Origin of the sequence: Citrobacter sp. ABFQG (assembly GCF_004322975.1) — a bacterium.
GTDB lineage: Bacteria > Pseudomonadota > Gammaproteobacteria > Enterobacterales > Enterobacteriaceae > Citrobacter > Citrobacter freundii.
Genome location: NZ_CP036435.1, coordinates 2,887,413 through 2,904,027, shown reverse-complemented (window position 1 = coordinate 2,904,027; position 16,615 = coordinate 2,887,413). Strand labels below are relative to the sequence as shown.

The following is a 16,615-nucleotide window of genomic DNA, read 5'->3' as shown; positions in this document are numbered from 1 at the left end:
ACGAATTGAGGTGTTTACTATGAGTAAAATAAAAAAGTTATCTCTCACAGATTTGGTGCTGTACGGGCTGGTATTTATGGTGCCGATCGCGCCGGTTTCTCTCTATGGCGTCGTATATAATTTATCTCATGGCATGGTCGCGCTCGTGTATATTATTGGCGCTATAGCGATGTTTTTTACCGCCCACAGCTATTCAACATTATCAAAGCACATCTCATCCTCCGGGTCGGCTTATACCTATGCAGGCGTGTGCATCAACCCCGCTGTGGGTTTTCTCACCGGATGGATTTTGTTGCTGGATTATCTGTTATTCCCTACGCTGGTTGCCGTCCTGGGCGGTGTTGCTGTTCATGCAATACTTCCGCAAATACCGATTTGGGTATGGCCGTTAATTTATGTGGCTATCGGAACGGGCATAAATTATTTGGGAATACAACAAACGGCTAAATTCGACAAACTGCTGGTCTTTATTCAACTCGGTATTCTGGCCATTTTTGTGGTGCTGATTTTGCGACTGCTGATGCTTGATAGCAGCCACGTGTCATTTTCTTTCAAACCTTTTTTTGATTCTCAGTGGTTTACGCCTGGCTTAATTGCTACCGCGATCTCTGTTGCGGCGCTCAACTTCCTCGGATTTGATGCCATTAGTACCCTAAGTGAAGAAAGCGAAGGCGGCGGGAAAGCAGTCAGTAAGGCAACCCTTCTCGCCCTTATCCTGGCCACCGTGCTGTTTATTATTGTGGTGACCTTTGCCGCATTCGCTACGGGTAAAATCGACAGTTTTGCGGAAGGTACAGAAACTAACGAGGCTTTTTTCACGATTGCAGGCGATGTTGGCGGCATCTGGCTTAAAGTTGCATTTTCTATCATCGTAGCGTTCGTTTGCGCAGTCGGGAATATCATTACGGCGCAAACCGCCGTATCGCGCGTCCTGTTCTCTATGGGGCGAGATAAAATGTTACCCACATTTCTGGCGCATGTGCACAGTAAAAGAAAAACACCTGACTATGCAATTCTGTTCACCGGGGCTGTGACACTATTCCTTAGTTACTTGTTTTCCGGGAAAATTGAATCCATATCCACCCTTGTCAACTTCGGTGCGCTTTTCGCATTCTTTATGGTGAACCTGAGTGTCTTCGTGCTCTACAACGTAAAGATGAAACAGCATCGTCGTTTTGTCCCTCATGTGATTTCTCCTGTGCTGGGGATGGTCGTCATTGGTTATGTCTGTCTGAATATGAACATTCACGCGCTGACGCTCGGGGTTATCTGGTCTGTAATCGGTCTGGCGGTTCTGTGGTATCGGAAAGCGCATAAGCAGGACATCCATATCGATCTTGAGGGGCGAAAGCTGCTCGACTAAGGCTGAATGCTGAGTTTGCAACACGTTATTTTTTTCTTGTTGCGCAACACCGTCTGAAGTTGGGCGGTGTTTTGTTAACCAACCCGAAACAATTTAATGCTGATTCTTTGTAAAACTGCACAGAAGTGTTTTGAAACGCTGTTTTCATTTTCCTTTTTGATAATTTTCAGCGTATAATGCGCGCCAATTGTCTCTTGAATGGTTTCAGCACATTGACCTGTAAAACTCAACGACTACAAAACTCACCATCCCGTTGGGCTGAAACACAAGCACACATTCCTCTGCACGCTCTTTCGATGTCACCTATCCTTAGAGCGAGGCATCACAACTTTCGTAACTCAGGTTTAGCTTCCCGTCCGTGCGCGGCGGGAGCCAGATTTCCATATCCTTCTCAACTTAAAGACTAAGACTGTCATGAAAAAGACGAAAATTGTTTGCACCATCGGTCCGAAAACCGAATCCGAAGAGATGTTAACCAAAATGCTGGACGCGGGCATGAACGTCATGCGTCTGAACTTCTCTCACGGTGATTACGCAGAACACGGTCAGCGCATCAAGAATTTGCGCAACGTCATGAGCAAAACCGGCAAGAAAGCAGCAATCCTGCTCGACACCAAAGGTCCGGAAATCCGTACCATCAAACTGGAAGGCGGTAACGACGTTTCCCTGAAAGCGGGCCAGACCTTCACCTTCACCACCGACAAATCTGTCGTAGGCAACAACGAAATCGTTGCTGTTACTTATGAAGGCTTCACGAAAGATCTGTCCGTCGGCAACACCGTTTTGGTTGACGATGGTCTGATCGGCATGGAAGTTACCGCCATCGAAGGTAACAAAGTTATCTGTAAAGTGCTGAACAACGGCGACCTGGGCGAAAACAAAGGTGTTAACCTGCCGGGCGTTTCCATCGCACTGCCAGCACTGGCTGAAAAAGACAAACAAGACCTTATCTTCGGTTGCGAGCAAGGCGTTGACTTCGTTGCAGCGTCCTTTATCCGTAAACGTTCTGACGTCGTTGAAATCCGTGAGCACCTGAAAGCGCACGGCGGCGAAAACATCCAGATCATCTCCAAAATCGAAAACCAGGAAGGCCTGAACAACTTCGACGAAATCCTCGAAGCGTCTGACGGCATCATGGTTGCGCGTGGCGATATGGGCGTTGAGATCCCGGTTGAAGAAGTTATCTTCGCGCAGAAAATGATCATCGAAAAATGTATCCGCGCACGTAAAGTCGTTATCACTGCGACCCAGATGCTGGACTCCATGATCAAAAACCCGCGTCCGACCCGTGCAGAAGCCGGTGACGTAGCGAACGCCATCCTCGACGGTACCGACGCAGTAATGCTGTCTGGCGAATCAGCAAAAGGTAAATACCCGCTGGAAGCCGTTACCATCATGGCGACCATCTGTGAGCGTACTGACCGTGTGATGACCAGCCGTCTGGACTTCAACAATGACAGCCGCAAACTGCGCATCACCGAAGCCGTTTGCCGTGGCGCGGTTGAAACTGCTGAAAAACTGGATGCTCCGCTGATCGTTGTCGCAACCCAGGGTGGTAAATCTGCTCGCGCAGTACGTAAATACTTCCCGGATGCCACCATTCTGGCGCTGACCACCAATGAAACTACCGCGCGTCAGCTGGTGCTGAGCAAAGGCGTTGTTGCACAGGTTGTTAAAGAAATCAGCTCTACCGATGATTTCTACCGCCTGGGCAAAGAAGTTGCTCTGGAAAGCGGTCTGGCTCAGAAAGGTGACGTTGTGGTTATGGTTTCTGGTGCACTGGTTCCGAGCGGCACCACCAACACTGCATCCGTTCACGTGCTGTAATAATTCCATCGCGAATTAATTTGCTTAAAAAAGCGCCCTGGTGGCGCTTTTTTTATTTAATCGATAGCCACAATTAATAAAAAATCAAATCGGATTTCACTATCTAATCCGTGATTATCTAAGATGAATCCGATGGAAGCTTTCTGTTTTCACTCGGTTTTTTAGCCGTTTTTGCACAATTCGATGCTTCTTTGAGCGAACGATCAAAAATAAGTGCATTCCCATCAAAAAAATATTCTCAACATAAAAAACTTTGTGTAATACTTGTAACGCTACATGGAGATTAACTCAATCTAGAGGGTATTAATAATGAATCGTACTAAACTGGTACTGGGCGCGGTAATCCTGGGTTCTACTCTGCTGGCAGGTTGCTCCAGCAACGCTAAAATCGATCAGCTGTCTTCTGACGTTCAGACTCTGAACGCTAAAGTTGACCAGCTGAGCAACGACGTGAACGCAATGCGTTCCGACGTTCAGGCTGCTAAAGATGACGCAGCTCGCGCTAACCAGCGTCTGGACAACGCAGCTACTAAATACCGCAAGTAATAGTATCTGTGTAATAAAAATGGCGCACATTGTGCGCCATTTTTTTTGCTCTGAATTCTCCTTCCCTGTTATTGCGTAGCGCGCACCTCAGCATCTTCTCCCGGCACACCATTTTGCGCAGACTTCACTTCTGGCCCATTGCTCGCGACCGATGCTTGCCCGGCAGTGACGGTGACCGGATAACCTGCACGACGATACAACGCCCTTTCCACCAGACTGTTGTCCACCGCTTTATTGTCTTTAAACTGGGTAAAGCCGGCTGGTAACACATACGGCATGGTCTGGACGTTTTGTTCCTCTTCTGGCGACAGCGGTCGATGCACTTCGACATACCTCATGCCGTTCGGCTCTATCGAATATTTTATCGGCTCATTAATCACCCTGACCGGCGTGCCTGTGCGGACCTGAGCAAACAACGCTTTGATATCCGGCGCGTTCATGCGAATACACCCAGAACTCACTCGCAGGCCCACGCTGTCCGGCGCGCTGGTGCCATGAATCAGATATTCACCGTTTCCATGCGCCAGACGCAGTGCAAAGCGTCCTAACGGGTTATTTGGTCCGGCAGGTACAACAGGCGGTAATGTGATGCCACGCTCCAGAGAGCGTTTACGGATGCCTGGTGTAGGGGTCCAGGTTGGATTCGGGATTTTCTGCCCAACCCGGGTTTCCATTACCGGCGTTTCCAGCCCCTGCAAACCGATACCAATCGGGAATACCTGAACAATATTCTCTCCCGGCGGGAAGTAATACAGACGCAGTTCCGCCAGATTCACAATAATGCCTTCGCGTGGTGCATCCGGTAGCAGTAATTGTGAGGGAATAGTGATCAGCGTTCCGGGTTTAGGTACGGGGGCAATAGTATTGTTGGCTTCAAGGATCAGCATTGCAGCGGTATCAAACTTACGGGCTATCGCCTGTAGGTTTTTATCGCCTTCCTGCACGGTGTAGGTTTGGTTTTGCCCAACAAGGCGGCTGTTCGCCTGGGGCAAAGGATAATCGACCGCCCATGCGGCCTGAATAGCGCTGTAGGCGCCGATTAGCATTAACGTAATAACAGACGCGCGTTTCATACTCACTCACCCCCCTGGCGTTCTTGCCGGACGGCGGCGAGCGCCCGATCCGGCCTACGAGTCACTGCGTTGCCTTACACGAACGCTTTCAAGTCGGTCTGAAAGTTGACGTGTTTTATCAGTTTAGCTAAGAGTTGCGGCTTTGGCGCGAATAGCCCGAATCATCGCCTCCAGCCCTTGTGAACGAGACGGTGTGAGATGCTGTGCGAGCGCCATTTTTTCAAACCACGGGCGCACATCAAAATTCACAATATCCTGAGCCGTCATGCGATCATACAAAATGAATACCACGGCAATAAGCCCTTTCACAATTGCCGCATCACTGTCGCCCTGTAATTCAATAATCCCTTCACCATTCTGACGCATAACAATCCATACCTGGCTTTGGCATCCCTGAATGCTATTTTCCGGGCAGCGTAAGTCATCGTTTAGTTCCGGCAAACGCTGACCCAGTTCAATAATGTACAGGTATTTCTCTTCCCAATTAGCGCAACGCAGAAAATTACGCAACAACTTTTCTTTATCCGGTAGCGCAGCCATAACGCCTCCCTGTTAGCCCAGTAAATGGTGAATACGCTTGAGGCCCGTTACCAGGCGATCCACTTCTTCATGGGTGTTATACATTGCAATCGACGCCCGGCACATCGCGGGAACGTTATAAAAGGCCATCAGCGGCATTGCGCAGTGATGCCCCGTCCGCACGGCGATGCCATAGTTATCGAGAAAACTCCCGACGTCATAGGCGTGATGCTTGCCGAGGTTAAACGCAATCACACCCAGACGGTTATCCGGTCCGTAGATTGTTAAATCCGGCACATCCGCCAGCTGTTCCAACGCATAGCGCATCATGAACTGTTCATATTCGCTGATTTCAGTCAGCCCCAGCGCTGAAACATATTCAATAGCCGCGCCGAGTCCGATAATGCCCCCGGTGTTTGGCGTTCCGGCTTCAAACCGCCAGGGCGCTTTGGCCCACGTCGTTCCCTGACTCAAACTCACCGTCGCAATCATTGAACCACCGCCTTCCCACGGCGGCATCTCCTGCAGCAGCGACTCTCTGGCATACAGAACGCCAATACCGGTTGGACCGTAAAGTTTATGCCCGGAGAAAACATAAAAATCGCAATCCAGCGCCTGCACATCCACCTGATGATGCATCACCGCCTGCGCACCATCTACCAGCACTATCGCGCCGTATTGATGCGCCAGCGCGATCATCTCACCCAACGGGTTTTCCGTGCCCAGCACGTTAGATACGTGGGTAATCGCCAGCAGCTTCGTGCGATCGTCAAACAGCGTCGGCAGCGTTTCCTGCTGCAACGTACCATCGGCATTGAGCGGGATAACGCGCAGTTCTGCACCTACGCGGGCACACAGCATCTGCCAGGGCACAATATTGGCATGGTGCTCCATTTCGCTGATGATAATGTTATCGCCCGCCCGCACATTGCTGCTGCCCCAGCTGTTCGCCACCAGATTGATGCCCTCCGTCGTACCGCGAACAAACACCAGCTCTTCGGCGGAGCGGGCGTTAATAAACAGCGAAACGAGCTTGCGCACATTCTCCATTTTTTCCGTAGCCTGAGCGCTCAGCGTATGGATACCGCGGTGGACCGCCGCATAGCCGTGACGGTAGAACTCGGCTTCGGCATCAATCACCTGGTTCGGCTTTTGCGCGCTGGCCGCGCTATCCAGATACGCCAACGGTAAACCATTCACTTCACGCGTCAGAACCGGAAAATCGGCCCGCACTTTTTCAATGGGAAATGTCATGCTACGCCTCCCGGCAAGCGTTGGGCGATCCGTGCCAGTACCTGTTGTTTCAGCGTTTCCTCGCCCAGGGCTTCCGTTAGCTCAGCGGCAAACGCATAGAGAATCATTTGTTGGGCATCTTGCTGGCCGATCCCGCGCGAACGCAAATAGAACATCTGCTCGTCGTCGATCCGCCCTACCGTCGCCCCGTGACTGCATTTCACGTCGTCGGCATAGATTTCAAGCTGCGGCTTGGTATCCACTTCCGCCAGTTTACCGAGCAGCAAATTATTGTTGGTCATCTGGCCATCAGTTTTAATAGCGTGCTGAGCGACGTTGATCAGGCCATTGAATACCGCCCGCCCCTTATCGCTGACGATCGTTTTATGCAGCTGGCGGCTGTTGCAATATCCTTTGTTATGCTCAAGCCAGGTGCGGGTGTCGCAGACTTCATTTTTCACCGGCATTGCCAGGCTGTTGAGCCGAAGCGTGGTGTTTTCGCCGTTAAGCTGGGTGCTGGTGTTATGACGCAGCACCGCATCACCGAGTAAAAAACTGTGGCTGGCGGCCGTGGCATCCGCCCCCAATTGAATGTCATTGTGCGCGAAATGGTGGCTCTGTGGGTTCTCAAACGCCAGTTTGATGTGGCGCAAGTGCGCATTCGCCGCGACATTCATGGTTAAACGTGCGCCAGTGAAATGGCGAAGCTCGCTGAGGCTGACATAGTGTTCAATAACGGTGGCTTCTGCGCCTTCCGCCAGCTCCAGATGGTGGCGATAGTGCGCCGTGTTCACCTCATCGCCCGCCAGCCCCTGGGTAATGTGCAGTAGCAGCAGCGGTTTCGCTGGGCGCTGGTTACGCTTCACCTGAATGTGAGTGACGCTACGCGACAGGCTTTCGGTCAGGTGCAGAAACACTTCCGGTTGGATAGCCGCTGGCAGCATCTGGCGCGCATCGTCAATGGTAATGTCAAAACCACTACCTTCCGCTCTGTCGCTCAGCGTTGGAGAGAATTGCCCGTCGACAAATACCAGTCGTATGGCATCAATTGCCGGCGCTAACGCTTCACACTGGGCTGACGTTATCTCAGTGACATGACTGACAAACTGGCTATTGGTTAACCCCTCCAGCGGCGTGTATTTCCAGTCCTCATGCTTACGCGTTGGCAGCCCCAGACGCAGCATCTGCTGCAGATGCTGCTGGGCATGTTGCGAGCGCGTCTCACCTTGCGTTTCAAACAGATGGTGCCACTGTTGCAGCACGTTACTGCTGTTCGCTAAGCCAGCCATAACCTTGCTCCTCAAGTTGTTTGACCAGCGTAAAATCACCGGACTTCACTATTCGCCCCTGGTAGAGAACGTGAACATAATCGGGTTTGATATAGTCCAGGATGCGTTGATAATGGGTGACGATAATGAATGAACGTTGCCCGTCGCGTAGTGAGTTCACGCCGTCTGCGACGATTTTCAGCGCATCGATATCCAGCCCGGAGTCCGACTCATCCAGAATGCACAACTGAGGCTCCAGCACCGCCATTTGCAATATGTCATTACGCTTTTTCTCACCGCCGGAGAAACCAACGTTGACCGAACGCGTGAGCAAATCTTCCGGCATCTTCAGCAACGCAATTTTTTCTTCCATCAGATCCTGTAAGTCAAACCTGTCCAGCGACTCTTCACCACGGTAGGTGCGCACCGCATTCAGTGCCGTTTGCAGGAAAAACTGATTACTGACGCCGGGGATTTCCACCGGATACTGGAATGCCATAAAGATCCCTTCGCCGGCCCGGTCTTCCGGTGACAGTTCCAGTAAATCCTTACCGTTGAATTCTACCGTCCCGCCGGTGACTTCATAGTCATCACGTCCGGCCAGGGTGGCGGAAAGCGTACTTTTCCCGGAACCATTTGGCCCCATAATGGCGTGCACTTCTCCGGGGCGAATTTCAAGACTCAGCCCACGCAGGATCGCCTTATCTTCCACACTGACCTGTAAATCTTTGATGCTTAACATGTGCTTTCCTTAAATTTTAACCGACGCTGTGTTCAAGACTTATGGCGAGAAGTTTTTGCGCTTCCACAGCAAATTCCAGCGGCAGTTCAGAGAACACGTCTTTACAGAAACCATTCACGATCATCGAAATGGCATCCTCTTCGCTGATACCGCGCTGCAGGCAGTAAAACAGCTGATCTTCGCCAATGCGCGACGTCGTGGCTTCGTGCTCGAGCTGGGCGCTGTTGTTACGACACTCCACATATGGGAATGTGTGCGCTCCGCAATCCGCCCCGATCAGCATCGAGTCACATTGGGTATAGTTGCGGGCGTTGGTGGCGGTCGGCATGATTTTCACTAAACCGCGATAGCTGTTCTGGCTGTGTCCGGCGGAGATCCCTTTCGAGATAATGGTCGATTTGGTGTTTTTACCGATGTGGATCATCTTGGTGCCTGTATCGGCCTGCTGATGACCACTTGTCAGGGCCACGGAGTAGAATTCGCCGATAGAGTTGTCGCCACGCAAAATGCAGCTTGGGTATTTCCAGGTAATGGCCGAGCCGGTTTCCGACTGCGTCCACGACATTTTGCTGTTTTCACCTTCGCACAGAGCGCGCTTGGTGACGAAGTTCAAAATGCCGCCGGTGTTACCATCCCCGGGGAACCAGTTTTGCACCGTCGAGTATTTCACTTCGGCATCTTTGTGGATGATGACTTCTACCACCGCGGCATGCAGCTGGTAGCTGTCGCGCACCGGAGCCGAACAGCCCTCGATATAGCTGACGTAGCTGCCCTCATCCGCGACCAGAATGGTGCGTTCAAACTGCCCGGTTTTTTCCGCATTGATACGGAAATAGGTCGACAGTTCCATGGGGCAACGCACGCCTTTCGGTACATAAATAAACGTGCCGTCAGATGCCACCGCTGCATTCAGCGCGGCAAAGAAGTTGTCATTACCTGGAACCACGGTGCCCAGATATTGTTTTACCAGCTCAGGATGATCGTGAATCGCCTCACCGAACGAACAGAAAATAATGCCCTGTTCCGCCAGTTTGTCGCGATAGGTGGTCGCCACCGATACCGAGTCAAAAATAGCATCAACCGCCACCTCTTTGCCTTCACGGACCGGTACGCCAAGCTGTTCAAAGGCATCCTCAACCTCTTTGCTTAAAAACGCATTCGCCCCCGTTTGCTGCACCGCTCCCGGCTCAGACGCGCAGGTTTCATCGCAGTTACCGCAGGACGGTGCGGAATAATAGCTGTACTCCTGATAATTCAGCTTGTCGTAGTGCGCTTTTAGCCAGTGCGGCTCTTCCATCGTCAGCCATGCCCGAAAGGCATTCAGGCGGAATTCCAGCATCCAGTCGGGTTCATTACGTTTTGCCGAAATCGCGCGCACGACCTCTTCGTTGATCCCTTTCGCCAGCTCATCGGTTTGCAGTTGGGTGAAGAAGCCCTCTTTGTAATTAAGGTGCCCGCCAGCCCAGGTGTTGACATCGTCAGTTGCTTCAGTATTACGAGACATAGTACCGCCTATACCCCAAAACTTTCGCCACAGCCGCATTCGTTCTGGGCTTTCGGGTTATGAAATTTAAATAACTGATTTAATCCTTCGCGAACGAAATCGACTTCTGTGCCGTCGATGAACGGCATCGCCTGTAAAGGCACATACAGTCTGGCGCCATCCGTTTCAAACAGGAGATCGTCTTTTTGGGCCTCGCGCACGGTATCCAGCACGTAGCCGAATCCCGCGCATCCCGTTTGCTTCACGCCCAGGCGCACGCCCAACATGTCGGGTTGCTTTGCCACCAGTTCACGGATATGCGCCGCAGCCGCAGGTGTTAACGTCAGTCCACGCCAGGCAAAATCGTCCGGGTTAAATGTTCCTGAATGCAATTCCATAGGGTTACCTCGAGTCACTAGCTTTTAAGCTATAACAACATGTTAGTGATAATGATTATCACTTCAACCCCTCAACAGCAGGGGCATTCGGGTTAACCGCCCTTTTTGACTACTTTTACTAAGCATAGACCCTGCAGCGAGGGTTTACAGGAATGGAATTATTTGTTCAATGCATTGATTAATAATGGATTATAGAAATCTAATCGTTCAGGCAGGTCAAAGATTAAAAGATGTATAGATAATGTCTATTTAAGGGATAGGTAGGGATAAAAACAGGGAAAACAACTATTCAAATAATATGCTAATGACAAAAAACCCTTAAGTCTGCTTGCTGGCAGGCTTAAGGGTTCCGGCCCCATCCGGCGCTTATCTCCGGCACTCACGATGGCTTAGCTCTTGAAGGGGCGATAAGAATAATCTCATACACCGTTAAGTTTTTTTTAACACAACTTGCGGTTTGACTATTTTGTGAGCACGTTTAGCTACCTTTTTAGCATTGCGCCGCCCCACTAAGCGCATCCAGCAGCAAACGTAGCCCCGCAGGCTGATGCTCCCGAGAAAGGTATAAGCCATAAATTGGTAAGCATTTAGGTTGAAGTTCTGGCAGTAATCGAATTAACGCTCCCTGCGCCAGCCCTTCCTGCGCTTCCAGTTCTGGCACCAACGCGATTCCCATTCCTGCCACCGCCGACTCGCAGAGCAGCGAAGAGATCCCTGCACTCAAATTCCCTTTGATTGCAACGGAGACAGACTGCCCCTGGGCATCCAAAAAGTGCCAGGATTGTCCGGCAAAACCGCTGTAGTACAGGCAATTGTGCCGAGTGAGATCGTCGACTGCCTCAGGCGTGCCATGTTGATGCAGATAATCTGCGGACGCGCAAAGTACCGATTTACAGTCGCCCAACCGACGGGCGATGGTTCCTGGCTCGGGATTATCCGTTATGCGGATCGCCACATCGATGCGTTCCCCCACAAGGCTTACCGGTTGATTATTGATCTCCACCTCAATACGTAATTGCGGATATTGCTCCATAAACGCCGGCAGAACCGGAGCAAGAATATGCATGGCGGTAAAATGGGCGCAGGCCACACGTAGCGTGCCGGAGGGAATTTGCGCGCCACTGGCGGCACCAATATCCAGCGAAAGTTGCGCCAGAGAACGCGTTTTCAGTAATGCCTCTTCACCCGCCGGCGTGATCGTCAAGCGACGCGATGAGCGATGGATAAGCCTTACGCCTGCCCATTTTTCCATCTCGTCGAGGTAGCGACTGACCATCGGACGGGAAAGCCCCAATGCACGTGCAGCGGCGCTCAGACTGCCCAAATCACAGATATGGTTAAATACCGTTGCCGCCATCACTCTGTCCATTGCATCCCATCCGATCGTTTTATGAAACTCAGCATGTCCTAATGAGGGAATTCTAACAGATACGAATATGCTTAAAATACGGGAACTATCAAAAGACAATTCCCTGCATAAGGTTACCTGGTATGAAAGTTAAATCTCTGGCCCTGCTGTTACCTCTGTTTTCGTCTTCAGCTTTCGCCGCACCGCTACAGCTGGACGTCTATAATCCGCAGGAGAAGGGTATTTTCCCGGTCTCTTCGACGCTGGTGTCTGGCCCCAAAGAGGCGATTTTGTTTGACGCCCAGTTCAGCACCAAAGATGGCGAACAGCTGGTGCAGATGATTCGCGCCAGCGGTAAAACGCTGAAGGCTATCGTGATCACTTCCGGCGATCCGGATTTCTATTTCGGTCTGCAACCCATCGTCAACGCTTTCCCACAGGTAAAAGTTCTGGCAACACCGCAGGTGGTAGACCATATCCGCGCCACCAAAGAGGCCAAACTGCAATTCTGGGGCCCGCAAATGAAGGACGGCGCGCCAACATCGCTCACTGTTCCGCAGGCGACGACGCAAACGCAGTTCACGGTTGATGGTGAACCGCTGGAACTGCGTCACTCCAACGATTATGCAGCGTATATCTGGATCCCGGCGAATCGGGCCATTATTGGCGGCACAGGCGTGGCTTCAGGTATTCACGTCTGGACGGCGGATACACAATCTGAAGAACAGCGTAGTACATGGCGTAACGTACTGAGCGAAATGCAGAGCTTACAGCCCACTCAAGTGGTCCCGGGTCATTACATTGGCGAACGCCCAACCGGCGATAAAGCTATTCGCTTCACCCAGGACTATTTGCAGTCGTTTGAGCAGGTGTTAGGGGCGAAGAAAGGATCGGATTATGTGATTAAAACCATGACGGCAGCATGGCCAGGTCTGGCGGACGCAAGCTCGCTGGAACTAAGTGCGAAGGTTAACAGCGGTGAGATGAAGTGGTAATGAAGATTTAAGGCAAAAATAACCCCGAACACGTGTCGGGGTTTCGTTACGATAAGCATACCGGAATCAATGAACGCCCATGCGCCAGGCAAAATAGATCTCTTCTTTCAGTTCCATCGAGGAGAGCGCCAGTAAATCAGCAAACTCCAGTTCGAGCTGTTTCAGCCTTTTCAGGTACTGAGCCGGTGAAAGATCGGTTTTATCACGACGTAAAAATTCTATTGCCAGTTGGGCAGGGTCTAATTGGGTAGACATATCATCCTCGCTTGTGTTCAAAACCTGCACAGTATAACACCATTCCCTGTGCAGATAATGACCAAAAGCAATATGCATCACAAAATTGCGGTCGTCAGACGCGAAGTACAGCACAATCGTCCCTGCTCATCGAAGATCTCTATTTGCCAAACCTGGTGACGAGAGCCGGTATGTAACGCGCGACATACGCCCCTGACGTGCCCTTCCCGCGCAGAACGGATATGGTTGGCGTTGATCTCCAGGCCCACCACTTTCTGCTCACCCTGAGTACACAGGTATCCCGCTACCGAACCAATACTTTCCGCCAGCACCACGGATGCGCCGCCGTGCAGCAACCCAAAGGGTTGTTTGGTGCGATGGTCCACCGGCATTGTAGCTTCCAGCGTATCGTCACCAATGTGCACAAAACGAATATCTAGCAACCCAACCATATTTCCTTCACCCATGGCATTGAGCGCCTCGAGTGTGACTTCACGTTTCCAGATCATCCTATAATCTCCAGCAGTGCCTGTAATGGGTGGCGAACGCCCGTACCTTCAACGCGTTTAACCTGACTGCGACAGGAGTACCCGGTAGCCAGACAACGGTTACGTGGCAATCGTTGCATTGCCTGGTGCCATGATAACTCATAGATCCCCAATGAGTTTTGGTGATTCTTCACTTCGTGGCCGTAGGTGCCAGCCATACCACAGCATCCCACGCTGACGTTCTCCAGCTTTGCGCCAAAGCGAGCAAAAATAGCCGCCCACTGTGCAGGCGCGCCCGGCAAGGCCGTCACTTCGGTACAGTGACCAAAGAAATACCACGGTTCACCGCCAACAGCGACTGGCTGCTGTGCTTCCACAGCTTTCGATAACCATTCGTTGGCTAGCAACACATGGAAATCCCCCCGTTGTTCACCCAGCACCATCTTGTATTCATCGCGATAACAAAGCACCAGCGCCGGATCAACACCCACCATCGGAATATTCAGCTTCGCTACCCGGTTAAGAAACTCGGATGTCTTTTTCGCCGTTTTGGCAAAACGGTTTAAGAAGCCTTTAATGTGCTGCGCCTTGCCGTTTGGCGAAAACGGCAGCAGTACCGGCTGCATGCCCAGCTTCTCTACCAGACGTATAAAGTCAGCAACCACCTGCGCATCGTAATAGCTGGTGAAAGGGTCCTGCACCACCAGCACCGTACGGGCTTTTTGCTCAAGGCTGAGTAATTCGAGCTGTTCCAACGTCATATTGGCGGAGCGATGCCCCACCAGTTGGCGTTGCAGCGACGGTGCAGACAACAGAGGTAAATCAACCATTCCAATGTGCTTTTTAGCCAGGTTTCGCACCAGCGGCTGGTTGATGAAGAAGTTAAACGTTTTGGGCGCTCGTGCCATTAACGGCGCATAGCTCTCAACGGTCGCCACCATGTGATCGCGCAACGGGCGCAGATAACGCGTGTGGTACAGCTGGAGGAAGCGCGAACGGAACTCCGGTACATCAATTTTAATTGGACACTGGGTGGAACAGGCTTTACACGCCAGGCAACCTGACATCGCCTCTTTTACTTCGTGTGAGAAATCGTATTCACCCTTGCGCGCATGCCAGCTGTTGCGGGTACGGGCAATCAGCGAACGTAAACTGGCGCGTTTTTCCGGTAGCTCTTTTTCCAGCTGTATTGGGTCAATCCCGCGATCCGCTAACAAACGCAGCCATTCACGCACTAACGTGGCTCGCCCTTTTGGCGAATGAATACGGTTGAGGCTGATTTTCATCGACGGACACATAGGGCTTTTCGCATCGAAGTTAAAGCATAACCCGTTGCCGTTACACTCCATTGCCCCGCGCCACTCCTGGCGTACGGCCAGAGGGATCTGACGGTCATACGTTCCGCGTTTCACCGCGTCCACTTTCATCATCGGCGCATCTACGTCTTCCGGTGGACAGATTTTCCCAGGATTCAGCCGGTTTTGCGGATCAAACACCGATTTCACTTTGCGCAGTTCGCGATACAGCTCCTCGCCGAAGAACGCCGGGCTATATTCTGCACGAAAACCTTTCCCATGCTCGCCCCACAGCAAACCGCCATATTTCGCCGTCAGCGCCACAACATCATCAGAAATGCGTTTCATCAGCACTTCCTGCTGCGGGTCACACATATCCAACGCCGGTCTGACATGCAGCACGCCTGCGTCTACGTGACCAAACATGCCGTAACTCAGGGCGTGGCTGTCGAGTAGCGCGCGGAACTCGGCAATATAGTCCGCCAGATGCTCCGGCGGAACGCAGGTATCCTCGGCGAACGGAATTGGCTTCGCGGAACCTTTTGCATTGCCCAGCAGACCGACTGCCTTTTTGCGCATGGCGTAAATTCGTTCGACTCCCGCCAGTTCGGTACACAGCTGCCAGCCAATGACACCCGCTTCCTGACGAGCGATTAAGCCATCCAGACGTTCACACAGTGCGCTGACCTGCGAATTAATCAATACTTCGTCGTCACCGGCAAACTCTACAATGTTCAGACCCAGCATCTCTTTATCAGGTACATCGGTAATCAATTCACTTACCGAGTGCCAGACGATATCTTCCCGCGCCAGATTGAGTACTTTGGAGTCAACAGTTTCTACCGACAATGCGCGTGCTTCCACCATCACCGGCGCATTACGCAACGCCGAGTCGAAAGAGTCGTACTTGACGTTAACCAGTTGTCTGACTTTTGGCAGCGGCGTGATATCCAGACGGGCTTCGGTGATAAACGCCAGCGTACCTTCAGAGCCGGTGAGAATGCGGGTTAAATCAAATTCGGTCATCTCATCGTTAAAGACGTGCCGTAGATCGTACCCGGTCAGGAAGCGATTAAGTTTCGGGAATTTATCCATGATCAGCTGTCGGTTATCACGACAACGTTCATAAACGGTCTTATAGATGCGGCCAATGGTGGTATTGCTTTTCCCCAGCATTTCGGCAAGCTCGATCGGCATTGGCTGAGTATCAAGAATATCGCCGCCCATCAGCACCGCACGGATGCCCAACACATGATCGGAAGTTTTACCGTAAACCAACGATCCTTGCCCGGACGCATCGGTGTTGATCATCCCGCCGAGCGTTGCCCGGTTACTGGTGGATAATTCCGGGGCAAAGAAATAGCCGTAAGGCTTCAGAAACTGGTTGAGCTGATCTTTTATCACCCCGGCTTCTACCCGCACCCAACCTTCTTGCGGGTTGATTTCAATAATGCGGCTCATATAGCGGGACATATCAACAATAATGCCCTGGTTCAGCGCCTGACCGTTGGTCCCGGTGCCGCCGCCGCGCGGGGTAAAAATCAACGACGAGAAAAGCGGTTCTGCCGCCAGACGGGCGATTAGCGCCACATCTGCGGTTGAACGAGGGAAAACGACAGCATCAGGTAGCAGCTGATAAATACTGTTATCCGTCGACATTGTCAGACGATCGGCATAGCTCGTTGCCGTATCGCCCGTAAATCCTTGCTGCTCCAGCGCCTGCAAAAAGTTGAGCACCAGTTGAACGACACCTGGTGCCTGAGAAATTTGTGGAATCATTATAGTGACCCTTTCCTGCGGTCT

General features: G+C 51.7%; 16 protein-coding genes. 5 read left to right on the top strand and 11 right to left on the bottom strand.

The features are described from left to right. Positions 1-19: 19 nt before the first annotated feature. The 4 genes from WN16_RS14255 (at position 20) to lpp (ending at position 3,736) form a co-directional block, all read left to right on the top strand. Entirely contained in the window at positions 20-1,363 is a 1,344-nt protein-coding gene (locus tag WN16_RS14255) for an APC family permease (RefSeq protein ID WP_016150144.1), read from the top strand. Positions 1,364-1,575: 212 nt separating this feature from the next. Continuing rightward, entirely contained in the window at positions 1,576-1,770 is a 195-nt protein-coding gene (locus tag WN16_RS24555) for a hypothetical protein (protein ID WP_242637968.1), read from the top strand. A gap of 7 nt (positions 1,771-1,777) precedes the next feature. Continuing rightward, positions 1,778-3,190, top strand: a complete 1,413-nt coding sequence (gene pykF / locus WN16_RS14250) for a pyruvate kinase PykF (RefSeq protein ID WP_003029366.1) — start codon at positions 1,778-1,780, stop codon at positions 3,188-3,190. Positions 3,191-3,499: 309 nt separating this feature from the next. Further along, complete coding sequence (lpp, locus tag WN16_RS14245; protein ID WP_003029373.1) at positions 3,500-3,736, top strand: murein lipoprotein Lpp; 237 nt, start codon at positions 3,500-3,502, stop codon at positions 3,734-3,736. Between the two features lie 68 nt (positions 3,737-3,804). On the opposite strand, the gene WN16_RS14240 is transcribed toward lpp, so the two are convergent. From WN16_RS14240 to WN16_RS14205, 8 genes are all read right to left on the bottom strand, one after another. Further along, on the bottom strand, positions 3,805-4,809 hold the full coding sequence (locus WN16_RS14240; RefSeq protein ID WP_003029376.1) for a L,D-transpeptidase family protein: 1,005 nt from the start codon (positions 4,807-4,809) through the stop codon (positions 3,805-3,807). Positions 4,810-4,932: 123 nt separating this feature from the next. Next, positions 4,933-5,349, bottom strand: coding sequence for a cysteine desulfuration protein SufE (gene sufE, locus WN16_RS14235; protein WP_003029378.1), 417 nt, complete (start codon positions 5,347-5,349; stop codon positions 4,933-4,935). A 12-nt stretch (positions 5,350-5,361) separates the two neighbouring features. Further along, positions 5,362-6,582: a cysteine desulfurase SufS gene (sufS, locus tag WN16_RS14230; RefSeq protein ID WP_044699968.1), complete on the bottom strand. Its 1,221-nt coding sequence runs from the start codon at positions 6,580-6,582 to the stop codon at positions 5,362-5,364. Beyond that, complete coding sequence (gene sufD / locus WN16_RS14225) at positions 6,579-7,850, bottom strand: Fe-S cluster assembly protein SufD (RefSeq protein WP_003836582.1); 1,272 nt, start codon at positions 7,848-7,850, stop codon at positions 6,579-6,581. Before sufD ends, sufS begins: the two co-directional genes overlap by 4 nt. Then, the gene (gene sufC, locus WN16_RS14220) at positions 7,825-8,571 is read right to left on the bottom strand and encodes a Fe-S cluster assembly ATPase SufC (protein ID WP_044699970.1); all 747 of its coding nucleotides are present in this window, start codon (positions 8,569-8,571) and stop codon (positions 7,825-7,827) included. Before sufC ends, sufD begins: the two co-directional genes overlap by 26 nt. Before the next feature lie 16 nt (positions 8,572-8,587). After that, positions 8,588-10,075: a Fe-S cluster assembly protein SufB gene (gene sufB / locus WN16_RS14215; protein ID WP_003836585.1), complete on the bottom strand. Its 1,488-nt coding sequence runs from the start codon at positions 10,073-10,075 to the stop codon at positions 8,588-8,590. 8 nt (positions 10,076-10,083) lie between these two features. Continuing rightward, positions 10,084-10,452, bottom strand: coding sequence for a Fe-S cluster assembly scaffold SufA (sufA, locus tag WN16_RS14210; protein WP_003029385.1), 369 nt, complete (start codon positions 10,450-10,452; stop codon positions 10,084-10,086). A gap of 490 nt (positions 10,453-10,942) precedes the next feature. Next, positions 10,943-11,821 carry a LysR family transcriptional regulator gene (locus tag WN16_RS14205; RefSeq protein WP_044699972.1) on the bottom strand — a complete coding sequence of 293 codons (879 nt, stop codon included), beginning with the start codon at positions 11,819-11,821 and terminating at the stop codon, positions 10,943-10,945. A 122-nt stretch (positions 11,822-11,943) separates the two neighbouring features. Here WN16_RS14205 and WN16_RS14200 point away from each other — a divergent pair, with 122 nt between their 5' ends. After that, positions 11,944-12,795 (top strand): Vmh family MBL fold metallo-hydrolase, encoded by an 852-nt coding sequence (locus WN16_RS14200; RefSeq protein ID WP_003836590.1) that lies wholly within the window; start codon positions 11,944-11,946, stop codon positions 12,793-12,795. A 66-nt stretch (positions 12,796-12,861) separates the two neighbouring features. On the opposite strand, the gene WN16_RS14195 is transcribed toward WN16_RS14200, so the two are convergent. The 3 genes from WN16_RS14195 to WN16_RS14185 all read right to left on the bottom strand — a co-directional run bounded on the left by WN16_RS14195 (position 12,862) and on the right by WN16_RS14185 (position 16,591). Continuing rightward, complete coding sequence (locus WN16_RS14195) at positions 12,862-13,050, bottom strand: YdiH family protein (RefSeq protein ID WP_003836591.1); 189 nt, start codon at positions 13,048-13,050, stop codon at positions 12,862-12,864. A gap of 77 nt (positions 13,051-13,127) precedes the next feature. After that, complete coding sequence (menI, locus tag WN16_RS14190) at positions 13,128-13,538, bottom strand: 1,4-dihydroxy-2-naphthoyl-CoA hydrolase (RefSeq protein WP_003030541.1); 411 nt, start codon at positions 13,536-13,538, stop codon at positions 13,128-13,130. Continuing rightward, entirely contained in the window at positions 13,535-16,591 is a 3,057-nt protein-coding gene (locus tag WN16_RS14185; protein ID WP_003836595.1) for an FAD-binding and (Fe-S)-binding domain-containing protein, read from the bottom strand. The genes menI and WN16_RS14185 overlap by 4 nt, the downstream gene beginning before the upstream one ends. Positions 16,592-16,615 lie beyond the last annotated feature (24 nt).

Coding starts and splice junctions, on each gene's coding strand:
- WN16_RS14255 (WP_016150144.1), top strand. CDS start 20: ATGAGTAAAATAAAAAAGTTATCTCTCACAGATTTGGTGCTGTACGGG.
- pykF (WP_003029366.1), top strand. CDS start 1,778: ATGAAAAAGACGAAAATTGTTTGCACCATCGGTCCGAAAACCGAATCC.
- lpp (WP_003029373.1), top strand. CDS start 3,500: ATGAATCGTACTAAACTGGTACTGGGCGCGGTAATCCTGGGTTCTACT.
- WN16_RS14240 (WP_003029376.1), bottom strand. CDS start 4,809: ATGAAACGCGCGTCTGTTATTACGTTAATGCTAATCGGCGCCTACAGC.
- sufE (WP_003029378.1), bottom strand. CDS start 5,349: ATGGCTGCGCTACCGGATAAAGAAAAGTTGTTGCGTAATTTTCTGCGT.
- sufS (WP_044699968.1), bottom strand. CDS start 6,582: ATGACATTTCCCATTGAAAAAGTGCGGGCCGATTTTCCGGTTCTGACG.
- sufD (WP_003836582.1), bottom strand. CDS start 7,850: ATGGCTGGCTTAGCGAACAGCAGTAACGTGCTGCAACAGTGGCACCAT.
- sufC (WP_044699970.1), bottom strand. CDS start 8,571: ATGTTAAGCATCAAAGATTTACAGGTCAGTGTGGAAGATAAGGCGATC.
- sufB (WP_003836585.1), bottom strand. CDS start 10,075: ATGTCTCGTAATACTGAAGCAACTGACGATGTCAACACCTGGGCTGGC.
- sufA (WP_003029385.1), bottom strand. CDS start 10,452: ATGGAATTGCATTCAGGAACATTTAACCCGGACGATTTTGCCTGGCGT.
- WN16_RS14205 (WP_044699972.1), bottom strand. CDS start 11,821: ATGGACAGAGTGATGGCGGCAACGGTATTTAACCATATCTGTGATTTG.
- WN16_RS14200 (WP_003836590.1), top strand. CDS start 11,944: ATGAAAGTTAAATCTCTGGCCCTGCTGTTACCTCTGTTTTCGTCTTCA.
- WN16_RS14195 (WP_003836591.1), bottom strand. CDS start 13,050: ATGTCTACCCAATTAGACCCTGCCCAACTGGCAATAGAATTTTTACGT.
- menI (WP_003030541.1), bottom strand. CDS start 13,538: ATGATCTGGAAACGTGAAGTCACACTCGAGGCGCTCAATGCCATGGGT.
- WN16_RS14185 (WP_003836595.1), bottom strand. CDS start 16,591: ATGATTCCACAAATTTCTCAGGCACCAGGTGTCGTTCAACTGGTGCTC.